This window comes from Pseudomonas sp. LAP_36 (genome assembly GCF_019456785.1).
GTDB classification, from domain to species: Bacteria; Pseudomonadota; Gammaproteobacteria; order Pseudomonadales; family Pseudomonadaceae; genus Aquipseudomonas; species Aquipseudomonas tritici.
Genome location: NZ_JAHZMS010000003.1, coordinates 47,707 through 67,703 on the forward strand (window position 1 = coordinate 47,707; position 19,997 = coordinate 67,703).

The 19,997-nt window shown below is 60.0% G+C and carries 15 protein-coding genes and 1 tRNA gene; 14 read left to right on the top strand and 2 right to left on the bottom strand.

Going from position 1 to position 19,997, the window contains the following annotated elements; all coding sequences use genetic code 11:
- The first annotated feature begins 394 nt into the window (after window positions 1-394).
- The 13 genes from dnaG (at window position 395) to pqqE (ending at window position 17,206) form a co-directional block, all read left to right on the top strand.
- Complete coding sequence (gene dnaG / locus JBO08_RS11305) at window positions 395-2,365, top strand: DNA primase (RefSeq protein WP_065871799.1); 1,971 nt, start codon at window positions 395-397, stop codon at window positions 2,363-2,365.
- A gap of 67 nt (window positions 2,366-2,432) precedes the next feature.
- Entirely contained in the window at window positions 2,433-4,283 is a 1,851-nt protein-coding gene (gene rpoD / locus JBO08_RS11310; protein ID WP_065871800.1) for an RNA polymerase sigma factor RpoD, read from the top strand.
- A gap of 122 nt (window positions 4,284-4,405) precedes the next feature.
- Window positions 4,406-8,149: a bifunctional diguanylate cyclase/phosphodiesterase gene (locus JBO08_RS11315; protein ID WP_065880136.1), complete on the top strand. Its 3,744-nt coding sequence runs from the start codon at window positions 4,406-4,408 to the stop codon at window positions 8,147-8,149.
- Between the two features lie 15 nt (window positions 8,150-8,164).
- Window positions 8,165-8,241: transfer RNA gene (locus JBO08_RS11320), tRNA-Ile, on the top strand.
- Between the two features lie 85 nt (window positions 8,242-8,326).
- Window positions 8,327-8,773: an Lrp/AsnC family transcriptional regulator gene (locus JBO08_RS11325; RefSeq protein WP_065871802.1), complete on the top strand. Its 447-nt coding sequence runs from the start codon at window positions 8,327-8,329 to the stop codon at window positions 8,771-8,773.
- A 166-nt stretch (window positions 8,774-8,939) separates the two neighbouring features.
- The gene (locus JBO08_RS11330; protein ID WP_065871979.1) at window positions 8,940-10,622 is read left to right on the top strand and encodes an NAD(P)/FAD-dependent oxidoreductase; all 1,683 of its coding nucleotides are present in this window, start codon (window positions 8,940-8,942) and stop codon (window positions 10,620-10,622) included.
- 10 nt (window positions 10,623-10,632) lie between these two features.
- The gene (locus JBO08_RS11335) at window positions 10,633-11,427 is read left to right on the top strand and encodes a carbon-nitrogen hydrolase family protein (RefSeq protein WP_065871803.1); all 795 of its coding nucleotides are present in this window, start codon (window positions 10,633-10,635) and stop codon (window positions 11,425-11,427) included.
- Window positions 11,428-11,486: 59 nt separating this feature from the next.
- On the top strand, window positions 11,487-13,835 hold the full coding sequence (gene pqqF / locus JBO08_RS11340; protein ID WP_065871804.1) for a pyrroloquinoline quinone biosynthesis protein PqqF: 2,349 nt from the start codon (window positions 11,487-11,489) through the stop codon (window positions 13,833-13,835).
- A 159-nt stretch (window positions 13,836-13,994) separates the two neighbouring features.
- Window positions 13,995-14,069, top strand: a complete 75-nt coding sequence (pqqA, locus tag JBO08_RS11345; protein ID WP_003194766.1) for a pyrroloquinoline quinone precursor peptide PqqA — start codon at window positions 13,995-13,997, stop codon at window positions 14,067-14,069.
- Window positions 14,070-14,135: 66 nt separating this feature from the next.
- Window positions 14,136-15,047, top strand: a complete 912-nt coding sequence (gene pqqB / locus JBO08_RS11350; RefSeq protein WP_065871805.1) for a pyrroloquinoline quinone biosynthesis protein PqqB — start codon at window positions 14,136-14,138, stop codon at window positions 15,045-15,047.
- Between the two features lie 11 nt (window positions 15,048-15,058).
- Window positions 15,059-15,811, top strand: coding sequence for a pyrroloquinoline-quinone synthase PqqC (gene pqqC / locus JBO08_RS11355; protein WP_065871806.1), 753 nt, complete (start codon window positions 15,059-15,061; stop codon window positions 15,809-15,811).
- The gene (gene pqqD / locus JBO08_RS11360; protein ID WP_046069808.1) at window positions 15,808-16,083 is read left to right on the top strand and encodes a pyrroloquinoline quinone biosynthesis peptide chaperone PqqD; all 276 of its coding nucleotides are present in this window, start codon (window positions 15,808-15,810) and stop codon (window positions 16,081-16,083) included. Before pqqC ends, pqqD begins: the two co-directional genes overlap by 4 nt.
- On the top strand, window positions 16,076-17,206 hold the full coding sequence (gene pqqE, locus JBO08_RS11365; RefSeq protein ID WP_065871807.1) for a pyrroloquinoline quinone biosynthesis protein PqqE: 1,131 nt from the start codon (window positions 16,076-16,078) through the stop codon (window positions 17,204-17,206). Before pqqD ends, pqqE begins: the two co-directional genes overlap by 8 nt.
- 5 nt (window positions 17,207-17,211) lie before the next feature.
- On the opposite strand, the gene JBO08_RS11370 is transcribed toward pqqE, so the two are convergent.
- Together JBO08_RS11370 and JBO08_RS11375 are read right to left on the bottom strand one after the other, a co-directional pair.
- The gene (locus JBO08_RS11370; RefSeq protein WP_049711246.1) at window positions 17,212-17,370 is read right to left on the bottom strand and encodes a YqaE/Pmp3 family membrane protein; all 159 of its coding nucleotides are present in this window, start codon (window positions 17,368-17,370) and stop codon (window positions 17,212-17,214) included.
- A gap of 184 nt (window positions 17,371-17,554) precedes the next feature.
- Window positions 17,555-18,823 carry an aspartate aminotransferase family protein gene (locus JBO08_RS11375; protein WP_065871808.1) on the bottom strand — a complete coding sequence of 423 codons (1,269 nt, stop codon included), beginning with the start codon at window positions 18,821-18,823 and terminating at the stop codon, window positions 17,555-17,557.
- 209 nt (window positions 18,824-19,032) lie between these two features.
- Here JBO08_RS11375 and JBO08_RS11380 point away from each other — a divergent pair, with 209 nt between their 5' ends.
- Window positions 19,033-19,932: a LysR family transcriptional regulator gene (locus JBO08_RS11380; RefSeq protein ID WP_065871809.1), complete on the top strand. Its 900-nt coding sequence runs from the start codon at window positions 19,033-19,035 to the stop codon at window positions 19,930-19,932.
- Window positions 19,933-19,997 lie beyond the last annotated feature (65 nt).

A 19,997-nucleotide genomic window follows, 5' to 3' on the forward strand; every position in this document is an offset into this window, starting at 1 on the left:
ATGGCATTTGCGGATATCGCTTGATGCTTCACTGTTGACGCCGCACATGCGACCGAGACAACTGCTTCACACGTCAGGACTGGCTCTTTTGCCAGCGGTGCACGTCTCTTCTGACGAGCCTAACAAGGCTACTGACGCGCACACTTATTATTCAAGCAGGCGATCAACTGTATCGACTGTGCCCGACAATGCGCTTCCGAGGCCCGCCATTGGCCAAGACCGGAGGCCGGGGCAACATTTCCATGCCGAAAACCTGATTGAAATTAACGTCAGTGAACCATCGGCAGATACACTTCCTGAAAGCCCAAGCAGACAACCGATGATCGAGCCAGACGATACGTGCGCTTGAGCACTTAGCGGGCCCTCATTTACACGCAGTGATGACGAGAACGCCATGGCCGGGCTGATTCCCCAGAGCTTTATTGACGACCTTCTGAACCGCACCGACATCGTCGATGTTGTCAGCTCGCGCGTGCAGCTGAAAAAAGCCGGCAAGAACTACACCGCCTGCTGCCCGTTCCACAAAGAGAAAACCCCATCGTTCAGCGTCAGCCCCGACAAACAGTTCTACTACTGCTTCGGTTGCGGCGCAGGCGGTAACGCCCTGGGCTTTCTCATGGACCACGACAACCTGGATTTCCCCCAGGCGATCGAGGACCTGGCGAAAGCCGCCGGCATGGAAATCCCTCGCGAAGAAAGCGGCCGACCGCACAAACCGCGGCAACCCACCGATTCGCCGCTGTACCCGCTGCTGACCGCCGCTGCCGACTTTTACCGTCAGGCACTTAAAAGCCATCCGCAGCGCAAGGCCGCCGTCGATTACCTCAAGGGCCGCGGCCTCACCGGTGAAATCGCCCGTGACTTCGGCCTCGGCTTCGCCCCGCCCGGCTGGGACAACCTGTACAAGCACCTGAGCAGCGATACCCTCCAGCAAAAAGCCATGATCGACGCCGGCCTGCTGGTTGAAAACGCCGAAACCGGCAAACGCTATGACCGCTTTCGCGACCGCGTGATGTTCCCGATCCGCGACAGCCGTGGCCGCATCATCGCCTTTGGTGGTCGAGTACTGGGAGATGACAAGCCCAAGTACCTGAACTCCCCGGAAACCGCGGTATTCCACAAAGGCCAGGAACTCTACGGCCTGTTCGAGGCGCGCAAGAACAACCGCAACCTCGATGAGATCATCGTGGTTGAAGGCTATATGGACGTGATCGCGCTCGCCCAACAGGGCCTGCGCAACGCCGTGGCCACACTCGGCACCGCCACCAGCGAAGAACACATGAAACGCCTGTTCCGCGTGGTGCCCAGCGTACTGTTCTGCTTTGACGGCGATCAGGCCGGCCGCAACGCCGCCTGGCGCGCGCTTGAGGCAACGCTGTCGAGCCTGCAGGATGGGCGTCGCGCACGCTTCCTGTTCCTGCCTGAAGGCGAAGACCCGGACACCTTGGTGCGCTCCGAAGGCACCGACGCGTTCCGCGCGCGCATCAATCAACATGCACAGCCCCTGGCAGACTATTTTTTCCAGCAACTGACCGAAGAGGCCGACCCGCGCTCCCTCGAAGGCAAGGCACACATGGCCACCCTCGCGGCGCCGTTGATCGATAAAGTCCCAGGCGCCAACCTGAAATCACTGATGCGCATGCGCCTGCTGGAAATTACTGGGCTGAGCGGCGAAGCCGTCAGCCAGCTGGTGCACAACGCACCGCAGGAGGCGCCGCCGGCCTATGACCCAGGCATGGATTACGACGCCATGCCCGACTACGCCGACTTCCACCAACCGCAGGAGGCCTACACGCCCCAGCAGGAGTGGACACCGAAGAAGCCCGGCGCCGGCGGCAAGAAATGGGACAACAAACCCTGGAGCAAGAACGGCAAGCGCGGCGATCGCGATGAGGCCTTCGCCCCGCGAACGCCTGTGGCCGTTGAAGCGCCAACGCTCATTGCGTTGCGTACGCTCATCCATCACCCGCAACTGGCGGGCAAGGTCGAGAGCGCCGACCATTTTGCCAATGCGAGCAACACCTATGCTCAGGTTCTGATCGCCTTGATCGAGGCGGTACAGAAAAATCCTAAGCTAAACTCAATTCAGCTGATGGCTCGCTGGCATGGCACCGAGCAAGGCCGCCTATTGAAAGCCCTCGCGGAAAAGGAGTGGCTAATTGACGGCGATAACCTTGAACAACAGTTTTTAGACACCATTACTAGGTTATCCGCGGGTCAGCACACGCAGACCCTCGATGAACTCATCAAGAGAGCAAGGCAGCCTGGATTATCGGCTGAAGAGCAAATTCAGATAGCAAAACAGATGCGCGACCTCTTAAAACAGAATGTTTCCGCATCAAACCCGACCTCAGCTGGCGTGTGAGGTCATAGCTCGGGTATAATCCTCGGCTTGTTTTTTGCCCGCCAAGACCTTCAGTGGATAGGGTGTTATGTCCGGAAAAGCGCAACAGCAGTCTCGTATCAAAGAGTTGATCGTTCTCGGTCGTGAGCAGGGTTACCTGACTTACGCGGAGGTCAACGACCACCTGCCTGAGGATATTTCAGATCCAGAGCAGGTGGAAGACATCATCCGCATGATTAACGACATGGGGATCAACGTATTCGAAGCTGCGCCAGATAAGGATTCTCTTATGCTGGCGGACGCCGATACCGACGAGGCTGCAGCTGAAGAAGCTGCTGCCGCGCTGGCTGCTGTGGAGACCGATATCGGTCGTACCACCGACCCTGTGCGCATGTATATGCGTGAAATGGGTACCGTCGAGCTGCTGACACGCGAAGGCGAAATCGAAATCGCCAAGCGTATCGAAGAGGGCATCCGTGAAGTGATGGGCGCAATCGCGCACTTCCCTGGCACGGTTGACCATATTCTCTCCGAGTACACCCGCGTCACCACCGAAGGTGGTCGCCTGTCCGACGTGCTGAGTGGCTACATCGACCCGGACGACGGCATTGCGCCGCCTGCCGCCGAAGTGCCGCCGCCTGTCGACCCGAAAGCGGTGAAAGCCGACGACGATTCCGAAGACGACGATGCTGAAGCCAGCAGCGACGACGAAGATGAAGTTGAAAGCGGTCCGGATCCGATCGTGGCTGCCCAGCGTTTCGGTGCGGTTTCCGATCAAATGGAAATCACCCGCAAGGCGCTGAAAAAGCACGGTCGCGGCAATAAGCTGGTCATTGCCGAGCTGGTGGCGCTGGCCGAACTGTTCATGCCGATCAAGCTGGTACCGAAGCAATTCGAAGGCCTGGTTGAGCGTGTTCGCAGTGCCCTTGAGCGTCTGCGTGCACAAGAGCGTGCGATCATGCAGCTCTGTGTCCGTGATGCGCGCATGCCGCGTGCCGACTTCCTGCGCCAGTTCCCGGGCAACGAAGTTGACGAAAGCTGGTCCGACGGCCTCGCCAAAGGCAAAGGCAAATACGCCGAAGCCATTGGTCGCCTGCAGCCGGACATCATTCGCTGCCAGCAAAAGCTGATCGCACTGCAGACCGAAACCGGTCTGACGATTGCCGAGATCAAGGACATCAACCGTCGCATGTCGATCGGTGAGGCCAAGGCCCGCCGCGCGAAGAAAGAGATGGTCGAAGCGAACTTGCGTCTGGTGATTTCCATCGCCAAGAAGTACACCAACCGTGGCCTGCAATTCCTCGACTTGATCCAGGAAGGCAACATCGGCTTGATGAAGGCTGTGGACAAGTTTGAATACCGTCGTGGCTACAAATTCTCGACTTATGCCACCTGGTGGATCCGTCAGGCGATCACTCGCTCGATCGCCGACCAGGCCCGCACCATCCGTATTCCGGTGCACATGATCGAGACCATCAACAAGCTGAACCGCATTTCCCGGCAGATGTTGCAGGAAATGGGTCGTGAACCGACCCCGGAAGAGCTGGGCGAACGCATGGAAATGCCTGAGGACAAAATCCGCAAGGTATTGAAGATCGCTAAAGAGCCGATCTCCATGGAAACGCCGATTGGTGATGACGAAGACTCCCATCTGGGTGACTTCATCGAAGACTCGACTATGCAGTCGCCAATCGATGTCGCCACCGTTGAGAGCCTTAAAGAAGCGACTCGTGACGTACTCTCCGGCCTCACTGCTCGTGAAGCCAAGGTACTGCGCATGCGTTTCGGCATCGACATGAATACCGACCACACCCTTGAGGAAGTCGGTAAGCAGTTTGACGTGACCCGTGAACGGATCCGTCAGATCGAAGCCAAGGCGCTGCGCAAGTTGCGCCACCCGACGCGAAGCGAGCATCTACGCTCCTTCCTCGACGAGTGATACCAGAACCCCCGGCCCAGGCCGGGGGTTTTGTTTTGTATCGATAAAACCTTCCGCAACACCCCTCCCCCCGTAATGCCCGTCTACACTCGAAACATTCCCCGTGCCATAACGAGACCGTTATGCCCAGACTGCCGGCTGTGTTTTTACTGTGGCTGCTGACCTGGACCGCAACGGCTGGCGCGTTGAGTCTCAGCGATGATGAGCGCGGCTGGCTGGCGGACCATCAGGAGTTGCGCCTGGGAGTGGACGCGTCATGGCCACCCTTTGAATACCGTGACGAAGATGGCCGCTACCAAGGCCTGGCGGCGGATTACGTGCGCCTGATCCAGGATCGCCTCGGCGTGCGAGTCAAGTTGATCGAGCCGGCGAACTGGGGCGCCGTGCTGGAGCTGGCCCGGAACAACCAAATCGACCTGCTGCCTGGCATCATGTCCACGCCGGAACGCCAGAGCTACATGGCGTTTACCCGCCCGTACCTTGATTTCCCCATCGTCATCCTGGCCCACGAAGGCGGCGCGAAACCACGCACCCTTAAGGACCTCTACGGATTGAAGATTGCCGTGGTGGAAAACTACGCGCCCCATGAGTTGCTCCGCACCCACCATCCCGACCTCAATCTGGTGGCCATGCCGAATGTCAGCTCGACCCTGCAAGCCTTGGCCACCGATGAGGTGGATGCGGTGGTCGGCGACCTGGCCTCAAGTGTCTGGAACCTGCGCCAACTCAAGCTCGACGGTTTGTACGTCAGCGGTGAAACGCCCTACCGCTACCAACTGGCGATGGGCGTACCGCGCGACAACAAAGTACTGGTGGGCATCCTCGATAAGGTACTGGCCGACCTCAGCCCGGAAGAAACCGATGCGATCCAACAACATTGGGTTGGCAGCCTTACCGATCACCGCACCTTCTGGAGGGATCTGCTGACTTACGGCCTGCCTGCGGTACTGTTGCTGAGTACCGTGCTGGCCGTGGTGATTCGGATCAACCGCCGGCTCAGTTCGGAAATTTCCCGCCGCGGCGCCCTCGAACAGGAACTGCGCAGCAGCGAATATCACTACCGCGGCTTGGTGGAAAGCCTGTCCGCCATCGCCTGGGAAGCCAGTATCACCGATTTCACCTACAGCTATGTTTCGCCCCACGCGGAGGAATTACTGGGTTATCCGCGTGCCCACTGGCTGATCCCGGGGTTCTGGCGCAACATCATTCACCCCGCCGACCTGACCCGCACCGAGGCCTACTGCTACCGGGAAACCCGCGCCAATCGCGACCACAGCATCGACTACCGGGTGATCACCGCCGACGGGCGCTGCTTATGGGTGCGCGACATCGTCAGCCTGATTGAGCACGGCCATGAGCCCGTACTGCGCGGCTTGATGATCGATATCAGCGAGGCCAAGCGCACTGAAGAAGCCTTGCAACTGTCCGAGCAAAAATTTGCCTCGGTGTTCCAGCAATGCCCAGACATGCTAGTGATCGCACGGCTGTCTGATGGCTGCTTGCTGGAGGTGAACAAGGCGTTCGAAGACCAGATTGGCCTGACGGCGCAACAGGTCGTCGGCAAAACCGCCACCGAACTGAATATCTGGGGCATCCAGGGTGTCGGCCCCGACCTGCTGCAACAGGTGCAGACCACCAGCATCCGCAATCTCGAAATGCCCTTTCTGCGCAGCAATGGCCAAGCCTTCACCGGGCTGATTTCCGCCGAGCCGTTCCAATTGGACACCACCGAGGCCATCGTGGTGGCGGTGCGAGACATCACTCAACTCAAGGAAACCCAGCAACAACTGCAAACCTCCGAAGAGAAATTCGCCAAGGCCTTCCACGCCTCCCCCGACGGCTTGCTGCTGAGCCGACAGCATGATGGACTGTTGATTGAAGTGAACGATGGTTTCAGCCGAATCACGGGGTTCACTAGCGCAACATCCCTCGACCAATCAACCCTGGACCTGGGCATCTGGGTCGACCTCAACGAACGCAAAGACATGCTGGAACTGATGCAGCGCGATGGCTTTGTGCGTGATTTCATCTGCCATATTCGTCGCAACGATGGGCAGATTCGCCTGTGCGAATTGTCCAGCCGCCCGCTGCCTATCGGCGACGACGACTGCATGCTGACCATTGCGCGGGACATCACCGAACGCCAACTGATGCAGGAAAAACTGCAACAGGCCGCCACGGTGTTCGAGAGCACGGCCGAAGGCGTCTTGATCACTGATATCCGGCAGAACATCAGCGCCGTCAACCGCGCCTTCACCGAGATAACCGGCTACAGCGAGGCCGAAGCCCTTGGCCATACGCCGCGCCTGCTCGCCTCCGGCCTGCATGACAGCGCCTTCTACGCGGCGATGTGGCACCAACTGACAACTCAAGGGCATTGGCAGGGCGAGATCTCCAACCGACGCAAGAACGGCGAGCTGTACCCCAGCTGGCTGACGATCAGCGCAGTGCGTAATCGCGATCAGTTGATCACGCACTTCGTCGCGGTGTTTGCCGACATCTCCAGCCTCAAACTGGCCCAGGCCCGCCTAGATTACCAGGCGCATCACGATCCATTGACCGGCCTGCCCAACCGCACTTTGTTCGAAAACCGACTGCAGGCCGCCCTCAATGGGCATCAAGAAACCGGCAAACAGGGCGCCGTACTGTTTCTCGATCTGGACCGCTTCAAACACATCAACGACAGCCTCGGCCACCCGATCGGCGACTTGCTGCTCAAGGACATCGCGGTGCGCCTCAAGGAACAACTGCGCGACATCGACACCGTTGCTCGCCTGGGCGGCGACGAATTCATCATCCTGCTCCCCGGCTTGCAGCACCCCAGCGATGCCCAATACCTGGCCAATAAACTGCTGGCCTGCTTCACCCCACCCTTCCAGGCAGGTGAACACGAGTTCTTCATCAGCGCCAGCATCGGCACCAGCCTGTACCCGCAGGACGGTACCGACGTCGCGACGCTGGTCAAAAATGCCGACGCTGCGATGTACCGCTCCAAGGCCAAGGGACGTAACCGGGTCGAAAGCTATACCCGCGACCTGACTGCGCAGGCCAACGAACGCGTGGCACTCGAACATGAACTGCGCCGCGCCATCGAGCGCGATGAACTGACCCTGTACTACCAGCCAAAACTGAGCCTGAATACTCAAGCACTGATCGGCGCCGAAGCGCTGATCCGCTGGCGCCATCCCACCTTTGGCGACGTGCCGCCCGAACACTTCATTGCCCTCGCCGAAGAGAACGGCATGATCCTGCAGATCGGTGACTGGGTGCTGGAACAGGCCTGCCGACAAATGCATGCCTGGCAAGGCACTTTCGACGAATTCGGCCCCCTGTCGGTCAACCTGGCCGGCGCCCAACTGCGTCACCCCGGCTTGCTGGCTCGCATCGAACAGCTATTGCGCGACTACCGGCTCGACCCAGGCTGCCTGCAACTGGAGATCACCGAGAACTTCATCATGAGCCAGGCCGAAGAAGCGCTGGAGGTACTGCACCAGCTCAAAGACTTGGGCGTACAACTGGCCATCGATGATTTTGGCACCGGCTATTCATCCCTCAGCTACCTCAAACGCCTGCCGCTGGACTTCCTCAAGATCGATCAATCCTTCGTCCGCGGCCTGCCCGACGACCCCCACGACGCAGCGATCGTGCGCGCCATTATCGCCCTGGGCCACAGCATGCAATTCACCATCATCGCCGAAGGCGTGGAGAACCCCGCACAGCAAGCCTTCCTGGCTGCCGAAGGCTGCGAACAGATGCAAGGCTACATCGTCAGCCTGCCGCTACCGCCCGAGCTTTTTGCCGCGACTTTTCTTCGTATGAGCATTGAGGATTTTTCGGATAGCACAGCGGGGAAACCATCGCTATAATCCGCGACCTACTGAGGGCCTATAGCTCAGTTGGTTAGAGCAGGGGACTCATAATCCCTTGGTCGTAGGTTCGAGTCCTACTGGGCCCACCAAACTAGAAAGCCGCGCAATGCGCGGCTTTTGTGTGTCTGGAAGACTGTAATATGCTCCCATCGCCGCCCTTATCGGAGCCCCCCCTTGCCCGCCCTAGATGAAATCGACCGCCAGCTAATAGCCGCCCTGCAAATCAACGCGCGCGAAAGCGTGGCCATGCTTGCCCGGCAGCTCGGCATCGCGCGCACCACGGTAACGTCGCGCCTGGCGCGCCTGGAGAAAACCCAGGTGATCACCGGTTATGGTGTGCGTCTCGGCCAGCGGGTGGTGGATGGTGGTTTGCAGGCGTATGTTGGCATCACCGTGCAGGCACGCTCGGGTAAAGAAGTGTTACGCAGGCTGAGTGCCATCGCGCAGGTGCAACAATTGTGCGCGGTCAGTGGCGAGTTCGATTACGTGGCCTGGCTTCGCACTGACTCGCCGGAGCAGTTGGACCAATTACTCGACCAGATCGGCAGTGTGGACGGCGTGGAGAAAACCACGACCTCAATCATCTTGAGTAACAAATTGGATCGCGGACAGCCAATTTGACCACCAACTTCGTCATTATGACTAAAAACAATCCAATCCGACGACACTTTGCGTCTTATTAACGAACGCTACGCTCCCTAAACTGGCTGCCATCTTTTCCTATACTCAGCGGGCCACGTCCGCCCAGTCGCCAGTAAGGTCAGCCATGAGCATTCCGTCCAGCACCATCAGCAAGACCAATCGCCACCCTGCAGACGGTAAGAAACCCATCACCATCTTTGGCCCGGATTTTCCGTTTGCCTTTGATGACTGGATCGAGCACCCGGCCGGCCTGGGCAGCATTCCCGTCGCCAACCATGGCGCCGAAGTGGCGATCGTCGGCGCAGGGATCGCTGGCCTGGTTGCCGCCTACGAACTGATGAAACTGGGTCTCAAGCCGGTGGTGTATGAAGCTTCGAAAATGGGCGGCCGCCTGCGCTCCCAAGCCTTCGAAGGCGCCGAAGGCATCATCGCCGAGCTGGGTGGCATGCGCTTCCCGGTGTCGTCCACCGCGTTCTACCACTACGTGGACAAACTCGGCCTGGAAACCAAACCCTTCCCCAACCCGCTGACCCCAGCCTCCGGCAGCACGGTGATTGACCTGGAAGGCCAGACTCACTACGCACAAAAACTGTCCGATCTTCCTGCACTGTTTCAAGAAGTCGCCGACGCCTGGGCCGACGCCTTGGAAGCCGGCTCGCAGTTCGGCGATATCCAGCAAGCCATCCGCGACCGTGACGTGCCACGCCTCAAAGCGCTGTGGAATAAGCTGGTACCACTGTGGGACGACCGCACCTTCTACGACTTCGTTGCCACTTCCAAGGCTTTCGCCAAGTTGTCGTTTCACCATCGCGAAGTATTCGGCCAGGTCGGTTTCGGCACTGGCGGCTGGGATTCGGACTTCCCCAACTCGATGCTGGAAATCTTCCGCGTGGTGATGACCAACTGCGACGATCACCAACACTTGGTCGTCGGCGGCGTGGCCCAGGTGCCGATGGGCATTTGGCGCCATGTGCCGGAGCGTTGCGCCCACTGGCCGGCCGGCACCAGCCTCAGTTCGTTGCACCGTGGTGCGCCGCGGGCCGGGGTGAAACGCATCGCACACGCCGCCGATGGCCGCTTTGCCGTCACCGACAATTACGGTGACACCCGCGAATACGCCGCCGTGCTCACCACGTGCCAAAGCTGGCTGCTGACCACCCAGATCGAATGCGACGAAACCCTGTTCTCGCAAAAGATGTGGATGGCCCTGGACCGCACCCGCTACATGCAGTCATCAAAAACTTTCGTGATGGTTGACCGCCCGTTCTGGAAAGACAAAGACCCGGAAACCGGCCGCGACCTGATGAGCATGACCCTCACGGATCGCCTGACCCGTGGCACTTATCTGTTCGACAATGGTGACGATAAGCCGGGTGTGATTTGCCTGTCTTACTCGTGGATGAGCGATGCGCTGAAGATGCTGCCGCAGCCCATCGATAAACGCGTGAAACTGGCCCTCGACGCGCTGAACAAGATCTACCCGAAAGTCGACATCAAGGCACGCATCATCGGCGACCCGATCACGGTGTCCTGGGAAGCCGACCCGCATTTCCTCGGTGCCTTCAAAGGTGCATTGCCCGGCCACTATCGCTATAACCAGCGTATGTATGCGCACTTCATGCAGAAGGACATGCCCGCCGAGCAACGTGGGATTTTTATCGCGGGTGACGACGTTTCCTGGACCCCGGCCTGGGTCGAAGGCGCGGTGCAAACCTCATTGAACGCGGTATGGGGCATCATGACCCACTTCGGCGGCAGTACTCATCCGGAAAACCCAGGGCCTGGTGATGTGTTCGACGAAATCGGGCCGATCGCCCTGGCCGAATAAGGAGCTGAGCATGCGCGTTGCCCTGTACCAATGCCCACCACTGCCGCTGGACGTGGCCGGCAACCTCAAGCGCCTGCACCAACTGGCGCATGAAGCGTCCGGCGCCGATGTGCTGGTGCTGCCGGAGATGTTTCTCAGCGGCTACAACATCGGCGCTGAAGCGGTGGGCGCGTTAGCTGAAGCGCAAGACGGGCCGTCCGCACAGGCGATTGCCGAACTGGCCAAAGCCGCCGGGCTGGCAATCTTGTACGGTTACCCGGAACGTGCCGAGGACGGCCAGATCTACAACACCGTGCAGTTGATCGACGCCCACGGCCAGCGCCTGTGCAACTACCGCAAGACGCATCTGTTTGGCGATTTGGACCACTCGATGTTCAGTGCCGGCGACGACGATTTCCCGCTGGTGGAATTGAATGGGTGGAAGCTTGGCTTCCTGATCTGCTACGACCTGGAGTTCCCGGAAAACACCCGGCGCCTGGCCCTTGCTGGTGCCGAGTTGATACTGGTGCCTACCGCCAATATGGTGCCGTTCGACTTTGTGGCCGATGTCACCGTGCGGGCGCGGGCCTTCGAGAACCAATGTTATGTGGCCTACGCCAATTACTGCGGGCACGAAGGCGAGATCCAGTACTGCGGGCAAAGCAGCATCGCTGCACCGAACGGCGAGCGTATAGCCCAGGCTGGCCTGGATGAAGCCTTGATTGTCGGTACGCTGGAGCGCCAATCGATCATCAATGCGCGCGCCGCCAATCACTATCTGCAAGACCGCCGCCCCGAGTTGTACAGCGCGCTGTACAAGCCCTGACCCGGCGGGTTGGGTAGCGGTTTGTTAACATAGCCACTTCCTATGTTTCGGAAGTGCCCATGCCTGCGCCGGCCCACCCTCATCACCTTCACCTGACCCTGGCCAATGGCTTGCGGGTTTCCTTGCATCATGCCCCGCGTTTGAAGCGTTGCGCTGCCGTTTTGCGGGTGTCGGCCGGCAGCCATGACGTGCCATTGGCCTGGCCGGGGTTGGCGCACTTTCTGGAACATTTGTTGTTTCTCGGCACCGAGCGTTTTCCCACCACAGAGGGGTTGATGGCCTACGTGCAACGTCATGGGGGCCAAGTCAATGCGAGCACCCGTGCGCGCTCCACGGCGTTCTTCTTTGAGCTGCCGGCGTCAACGTTTACCGGTGGCCTGGAGCGCTTGGCAGACATGCTGTCCCAACCACGCTTGGCGCTGGAGGATCAGCTACGCGAACGCGAGGTGTTGCACGCAGAGTTCGTCGCCTGGTCCCAGGATGCAGGGGCGCAGCAGCAGATCGCGTTGCTGGAAGGCCTGGCCGCGGACCATCCGCTGCGGGGTTTTCATGCAGGCAACCGTGACAGCTTGCCGGTGGAGCGTGAGGCATTTCAGCAGGCATTGCGGGAATTCCACGCGCATTTCTATCAAAGCGGGCAGATGACGCTGAGCCTGGCCGGCCCACTGCCGCTGGAAGAACTGAAAACCCTGGCACAGCGGTTCAGTGAACAACTGACCTCAGGACCGCTACGCCCACAACCCGCGCCACCTGCATTGATGGAGGGGCAAGCGCGGAGCTATCAGCACATCGCCAATAACCACCTGCACCACGTCATCACGTGTGACGCGCCGCGTGAAGCGCTGGATTTTCTCTGTACCTGGCTTAACGCCTCGGCACCCGGCGGGTTACTGGATGAACTGAAAACGCGACAACTGGCGAGTGCACTGCAGGCGTCGGTGCTTTATCACTTCGCCGGGCAAGCCGTTTTGGATATCGACTTTACGCTCAGCGGCCAAGATAAATCGGCTACGCAAATAGAGACGTTGCTGCACGACTGGCTAAGCTTTTTCGCACAGAGCGATTGGACCTCTCTGCGGGAAGAATTCGCACTGTTGGCAGTTCGCCAACAACAGGTCCAAGGCGCGCTGGCATTGGCTAGACACGACAGCGAGGCGCTTTCGGAACAGGATGTCGTCGCCCTCAAAACCATGCTTGATTCCCTGCGCCTGCCGCCCTCCGCGCACACTTGGCAACTGCCGCCGAACAACCCGTTCCTACGACCATCAGTCAAGGAAGAACGCGCCGGCCTGATTCGCGGCCAGACCAGCGCCCACCGGGGGTTGCGCACCTTCGCCCAGGATCGCTCCCGCGGGCGTCGGGAGGTGTCGGCATTGAACTTCAGCCAGGCGCTGGCGGACGACAGTGGTGAAGGTGCCCTGTATGTGCAATGGCAGTCGGCCCCCACCGGCCTGGAGAGCGCATTGCAGGCGTTGTGTGAAAATGCGCGTCAGGCGGGTGTCGAATTGTCGTTCGAAAGCCTGGGCAATGACGCGCTGGTAAAAATGATAGGGCTGCTGGAACCCATACCCGCCGTGCTGGAGGTTTTGGCGCAGAGTCTGACTCAACCGCAAGAGGCGCAACCTGTCTCACCGCCGATGATCGCCATTCGAGAGTTGCTAAAGGCCCTGCCCGCTTGCTGCTCCGCCAGCACTCCTCGTTCTGAATCGTGGGCCACCGCACGTTGGAAAGGCCTGGGGATGGGTTTCCCCGCGACGTATGAATCCGCAATCAAAACAGCAGCGGCCCGCTTGCCAGGGCAGCCTGCGAGCCTCGATCAAGTACTCCCGTCCCTCAGCGGTCAACGCGTGTGGCATGAGGTGAAAATCGGCTCTGACGAAGCTGCGTTGCTGTTGTTTTGCCCAACACCCAGCCAATCCCTGGCAGACGAAGCCGCGTGGCGACTGCTCGGCCATCTGCTCCAAGGGCCGTTCTACCAAAAGCTGCGGGTAGAACTGCAAATCGGCTACGCCGTGTTCAGCGGCATCCGACAGATAAACGGCCAGACCGGCCTGCTATTCGGCGTACAGTCCCCCAGCGTTTCCCTGGAAGGCATCGCAGATCACCTGCAAACCTTCCTGGCGCAACTGCCAGCACTGATCAATGGCTGCGACGACCTCGGCAACCTGGATCTGGCGCAACAGTTTTCAGCCCAGGCACTGCCCAACGCTCAAGCTGCAGACCTGCTCTGGCATGCCCATCTGGCTGGCCATTCGTCGGGTTACCTGGAGCAGCTTCAATCCAGGATCCAAGCCTGTTCCCGCGAAATGCTGCAGCACGCCGCCCAGCAATTGAACGACGCCACAGGCGGCTGGCGCTGCGTCGCCAACGGCGCGCGCATCTCGGCGACCTGGCAAGCGGCAGACTGATCATTGCCGCCCCTGCAAAAGGCTTTTTCCACCAAGACAGCGCTAACTTGAAAATAATTGCGTAACATTCCCACGCACACCTCTGAACATCTCCGACTGGAGGTGGACTATATGTATTACTTGGTAGTGAACGTCCCATCCCTTCGTAGGAGTAAGAACATGACTTGGTCCAAACCTGCTTACACTGATCTGCGCATCGGTTTCGAAGTCACCATGTACTTCGCCAGCCGTTAATCCGCTGGGTAATACAACGCCTCGGTTCGCCCGGGGCGTTTTTGTTTTGAGCTTGATGGAGCGACCATGTTTGTCCAGATCTTAGGTTCCGCCGCCGGCGGTGGTTTCCCGCAGTGGAACTGCAACTGCGTGAACTGCGCTGGTTTCCGCGATGGCAGCCTGCGGGCGCAAGCGCGTACCCAGTCATCCATTGCGATCTCCGACGATGGCGTGAACTGGGTGCTGTGCAATGCCTCGCCGGATATCCGCGCGCAACTCCAGGGTTTCGCGCCGATGCAACCGGGCCGCGGCCTGCGTGACACCGGCATCAGCGCGATCATCCTGATGGACAGCCAGATCGACCACACCACCGGCCTGTTGAGCCTGCGCGAGGGTTGTCCGCACCAGGTGTGGTGCACCGACATGGTCCATGAAGACCTGAGCACCGGCTTCCCGCTGTTCACCATGCTGACCCACTGGAACGGCGGCCTGGCCTGGAACCGCATCGAGCTGGACGCCAGCTTCAGCATCCCGGCCTGCCCCAACCTGCGTTTCACCCCGCTGCCACTGCGCAGCGCCGCACCGCCTTATTCGCCGCACCGTTTCGACCCCCACCCCGGTGACAATATCGGCCTGATCGTCGAAGACCTGCGCACCGGCGGCAAACTGTTCTACGCCCCAGGGCTGGGCAAGGTCGACGCGCCACTGCTGGAAATCATGGCCGGCAGCGACTGCCTGTTGGTGGACGGCACGATGTGGGATGACGATGAAATGCAGCGCCGTGGTGTTGGCACCCGCACCGGCCGCGAGATGGGCCACCTGGCACAGAACGGCCCCGGTGGCATGCTCGAGGTGCTGGAGCAATTGCCCGAGCAGCGCAAGGTGCTTATCCATATCAACAACACCAACCCGATCCTCGATGAAGACTCCCCCGAGCGAGCGGAATTGGTGCGGCGCAATGTCGAAGTGGCCTACGACGGCATGAGCATTGAATTGTAGGAGCAGACAATATGACTGACGCACCGCTAACGCCCGCCGAATTTGAAGCAGCCCTGCGCGCCAAGGGCGCCTTCTACCATATCCATCACCCGTACCACGTGGCGATGTATGAAGGGCGCGCCACTCGCGAGCAGATCCAAGGCTGGGTCGCCAACCGTTTCTACTATCAGGTGAACATCCCGCTGAAGGACGCCGCGATCCTGGCCAACTGCCCGGACCGTGAAATCCGTCGCGAGTGGATCCAGCGCCTGCTCGACCACGATGGCGCACCGGGTGAGGACGGCGGTATCGAAGCCTGGCTGCGCCTGGGCCAAGCAGTCGGCCTCGACCCGGACCAACTGCGCTCCCAGGAACTGGTGTTGCCCGGCGTGCGTTTTGCGGTGGATGCCTACGTCAACTTCGCCCGCCGTGCCAGTTGGCAGGAGGCCGCCAGCAGTTCATTGACTGAGCTGTTTGCGCCGCAGATCCACCAGTCGCGCCTCGACAGTTGGCCACAGCATTACCCGTGGATCGACCCAGCCGGTTATGAGTATTTCCGCACCCGCCTGGGCCAGGCCCGGCGCGACGTGGAGCACGGCTTGGCGATCACCCTGCAGCACTACACCACCCGTGAAGGCCAAGCGCGCATGCTGGAAATTCTCCAGTTCAAACTGGACATCCTGTGGAGCATGCTGGATGCCATGAGCATGGCCTATGAACTGAAACGCCCGCCGTATCACAGCGTCACCGAGCAGCGGGTGTGGCATAAAGGGATCGCCCTATGAGCTTTGATCGCAGCAAAAAACCCACCTGGCGCCAGGGCTATCGTTACCAGTACGAGCCTGCGCAAAAAGGCCATGTGCTGCTGTATCCCGAGGGCATGATCAAGCTCAACGACAGCGCCGCACTGATTGGTGGTTTGATCGACGGCGAGCGCGACGTGGCCGCGATCATCGCCGAGCTGGATAAACAATTCCCCGGCGTGCCCGAGCTCGGCGAAGACATTGAGCAATTCATGGAGGTCGCCCGTGCTGAGCACTGGATCACCCTTGCCTGAGAAGCCAGCCATCGGCCTGCCGCTGTGGCTGCTGGCTGAACTGACCTACCGCTGCCCGTTGCAGTGCCCGTACTGCTCCAACCCGCTGGATTTTGCCGAGCAGGGCAAGGAGCTGAGTACCGAGCAGTGGATCAAGGTGTTTCGTGAGGCTCGCGAGATGGGTGCCGCACAACTGGGGTTTTCCGGCGGTGAGCCGCTGGTGCGCCAGGACCTCGCCGAACTGATCGCCGAGGCGCGCAAGTTGGGTTTCTACACCAACCTGATCACTTCCGGCATCGGCTTGACCGAGCAGAAGATCAGCGATTTCAAGAAGGCTGGCCTGGACCATATCCAGATCAGTTTCCAGGCCAGCGACGAACAGGTGAACAACCTGCTGGCCGGCTCAAAAAAAGCTTTCGCGCAAAAATTGGAAATGGCCCGTGCGGTGAAAGCCCACGGCTACCCGATGGTGCTGAACTTCGTCACCCATCGGCACAATATCGACAAGATCGACCGCATCATCGAGTTGTGCATTGCGCTTGAAGCGGACTTTGTCGAACTCGCCACCTGCCAGTTCTACGGCTGGGCGCAGCTCAATCGTGTGGGGTTGCTGCCGACCCGGGAACAGCTGGTGCGCGCCGAACGCATCACCAATGAATACCGCGCCAAGCTGGAAGCCGAAGGCCACCCATGCAAGCTGATCTTCGTCACCCCGGATTACTACGAGGAGCGTCCGAAAGCCTGCATGAACGGCTGGGGCAGTATCTTTCTGACAGTCACGCCAGACGGCACCGCCCTACCCTGCCACGGCGCCCGACAGATGCCGGTGCAATTTCCCAATGTGCGTGACCACAGCATGCAGCACATCTGGTACGACTCGTTTGGCTTCAACCGCTTTCGCGGCTACGACTGGATGCCCGAGCCGTGCCGTTCCTGCGATGAAAAGGAAAAGGACTTTGGCGGATGCCGTTGCCAGGCCTTCATGCTCACGGGGGATGCGAGCAATGCCGACCCGGTGTGCAGCAAGTCTGATCAGCACGGCATCATCCTGCAGGCGCGGGAAGAAGCCGAACACGCCACCCAGACCATCGAGCAGCTGGCCTTTCGCAATGAGCGCAACTCACGGCTCATCGCAAAAGGCTGACGGCCTCAGCGCTTGGCGATGATGTACACCGCGTGGATAACGCCAGGGAAGTAACCGCACAGGGTCAGCAGGATGTTCAGCCAGAACGCGCCGCCGAGACCCACTTGCAGGAACACACCCAGTGGCGGCAGCAGAATGGCGATGATGATACGAATGATGTCCATGGGTAAGCTCCAAAAAATCGGCTCGTGCGAGCCGTGTAGCTAATCGACCTTGGGCGTTCGTGAGGGTTCAGTGGATTCTGGCGTTGAGCCATCTTGAAATGAAGAACCAAAAAAATGCCCCCAGCCAAAATAATCAGGCCGGAGGCGCCGCGTATGCCGCGAGACGGTTCAGGAAAATAGGGGGTTAAACGGCGATGCCCTTGCGGCATTGCAGTTGCGCGGTGCGCACGCGGGAGAAGGCGCGGGCCAGGCGCAGGAGCATTTCGTCGATGTTGCTTTTGCTCACGGTTAAAGCAGGAGTGAATCGCAGGCAGTTGGGTTGTGGGGCGTTAAGGATCAGCCCTTCGTGCAGTGCTGCTTTTACGACAGCATCTGCGCAATCATCCGACAACATCAGCCCCCACATCAGGCCATCGCCGCGCAGTTGTCCATGGTCGTAGCGGTAGGCCAGGCGGGCGAGGCCTTCGCCGAGATAGACGCCGGACTCACGCACTTGCTCCAGAAAACCGTGTTGCAGCACCGTATCGAGCACCGCCAACCCCGCCGAGGCCATTAGCGCATTGCCATGATGGGTGCCTTCCAGCTCGCCCACTTCAAAACAGCACGCTTTGCCGCGTGCCAGCAGCGCTGCGAGGGGGACGCCGCCGCCCAGGCCTTTGCCAAGGGTGATGATGTCGGCGCGGACGCCGTATTGCTGTTCGGCGAGCAACGTGCCGCAGCGGCCAATGCCGGTTTGCACTTCGTCGAGAATCAGCAGGATCCCCAGTTCGCGACACAAACGTTCTACACCTTTGAGATAGTGCTCCGTCGCGGGAATCACCCCGGCTTCGCCCTGGATCGGCTCGAGCATGATCGCGACGGTTTGCGCGTCGACTGCGGCGTGCAGGGCTGGCAAGTCGTTGAAGGGGACATGGCTGAAGCCCGGCAACTGCGGTTCGAAACGGTTTTCTAAGGCACCCGCCGAGGCCGACATTGCCGCGAAGCTGCGACCGTGACAGGCACTGCTGGCGCTGATGATGCGGTAGGCACCGCCGCGATACAGCTGGCCCCACTTGCGCGCCAGTTTGATCGCGGCTTCGCAGGCTTCCGCACCACTGTTGAGCAGGTACGCCTGATCGCTGCCGGTGCGATGGCACAGGCGGTCGACGAGGTTGAGTTGGGCACGGTTGTGCAGGCCGTTGCCAGGGTTGATCAGTGTCTGAGTCTGGTCGGCCAGCGCTTTGATCAACACTTGCGGGCTGTGGCCGAGGCTGTTGGCGGCGCTGCCCTGGCTGAAATCCAGATAGGCACGGTCGTCGCTGTCCCACAACCAGGAGCCTTGGCCGCGCACAAATACTTGAGGCGGCCGGGCCACCGTGGGCATCAGAGCGGCGCTGGAAAGACTGTCGCGCGGGGCGTCGAGGATCAGGTCGTCCAGGCTCGGCACGGGGCGGCGCAGAGTGAACAGGTTCACAAGCCACCCCCTTTGGCAACCGGACCTTGGTCGGTACTCGCCGTGTAACCTGGTTGAAGATTGTTAGCCTTGCCTATGTAAACGCCATCAACATAAACACTGTTCATTGCCCGATCCGGCCCTGTAAGCCCTGCGAATAGGCGCTAGACTAGGCGGCTCGGGGGCCACCGGCCATTTCGTTTTTTCAGCTTTTTCGATAAGTAAGCCTTATGGATTTCAAGCAACTGCGTTATTTCGTCGCGGTGTATGAGGAAGGCCACGTAGGCCGTGCTGCGGAACGCCTGTCGATCTCCCAACCGGCACTGTCCCAGCAGATTCGCCAGTTGGAACAGAACCTCGATGTGAGCCTGTTCGAGCGCAGCAGCAAGCGGCTATTACCGACACTGGCGGCGCACACGCTGTACAACCATGCCCTGCCGCTGATTGATGGCTTGCAACAGGCGGTCGAGGCGTTGCGTAACTTCAAGGGCCAGGCAATGCGCACGTTGGCTATCGGTGTGCTGCAAACCGTGCACACCAGCCTGGTGCCGCAGATGCTCGAGCGCGTGCGCAAGGCCCAGCCGCACTTGGTGGTGCAGATCTACGAGTTGACCGGGATTGAAATTGAACGGCGCCTGCTCAACGGTTCGCTGGACATCGGTATCAGCTACCTGCCGCCCCGCCAGCCGGGGTTGCACGGCGTGTTGTTGTATGAAGACGAATTGAAGGTGGTCCTCCCGGAGGATCATCCCCTGCGGGAATTCAAGAAGGTTTCGCTGAAACAGGCGGCGGAGTTACCCATGTTGCTGCTGGGCGAGGAGTTCCAGGTGAGGCAGATCTGGCAGGGCCAACTGGCCAACCTCGGCCGTCGCCCGCAAGTGCAGGCCGAGCTCAATACCATGGTGGGGATTCTCGACAGCTTGCCTCACACAAAGCTTGCGACAGTACTGCCAGGGCGTTCCCAGGACGAACACAACAGCCAGTCGCTGTTGTGGAAACCCTTGAGTGAACCCAGGGTGCCGCTGAAAGTGGGCTTGGTGTGTCGCGACGTGCAACGTCAGCAAGCGACAATGGCGTTACTGCGCACCTTGCTGGAAGACGTGATGAATGCACCGCAGGCACCGGCATGACTTTTTCGCAGGCAAAAGAAAACCCCGCCGAAGCGGGGCTTTGCAGACTGTTTCCCTGACATCCA

Coding starts and splice junctions, on each gene's coding strand:
- pqqF (WP_065871804.1), top strand. CDS start 11,487: ATGCCTGCGCCGGCCCACCCTCATCACCTTCACCTGACCCTGGCCAAT.
- JBO08_RS11380 (WP_065871809.1), top strand. CDS start 19,033: ATGGATTTCAAGCAACTGCGTTATTTCGTCGCGGTGTATGAGGAAGGC.
- rpoD (WP_065871800.1), top strand. CDS start 2,433: ATGTCCGGAAAAGCGCAACAGCAGTCTCGTATCAAAGAGTTGATCGTT.
- JBO08_RS11315 (WP_065880136.1), top strand. CDS start 4,406: ATGCCCAGACTGCCGGCTGTGTTTTTACTGTGGCTGCTGACCTGGACC.
- JBO08_RS11335 (WP_065871803.1), top strand. CDS start 10,633: ATGCGCGTTGCCCTGTACCAATGCCCACCACTGCCGCTGGACGTGGCC.
- pqqB (WP_065871805.1), top strand. CDS start 14,136: ATGTTTGTCCAGATCTTAGGTTCCGCCGCCGGCGGTGGTTTCCCGCAG.
- pqqC (WP_065871806.1), top strand. CDS start 15,059: ATGACTGACGCACCGCTAACGCCCGCCGAATTTGAAGCAGCCCTGCGC.
- JBO08_RS11370 (WP_049711246.1), bottom strand. CDS start 17,370: ATGGACATCATTCGTATCATCATCGCCATTCTGCTGCCGCCACTGGGT.
- dnaG (WP_065871799.1), top strand. CDS start 395: ATGGCCGGGCTGATTCCCCAGAGCTTTATTGACGACCTTCTGAACCGC.
- pqqD (WP_046069808.1), top strand. CDS start 15,808: ATGAGCTTTGATCGCAGCAAAAAACCCACCTGGCGCCAGGGCTATCGT.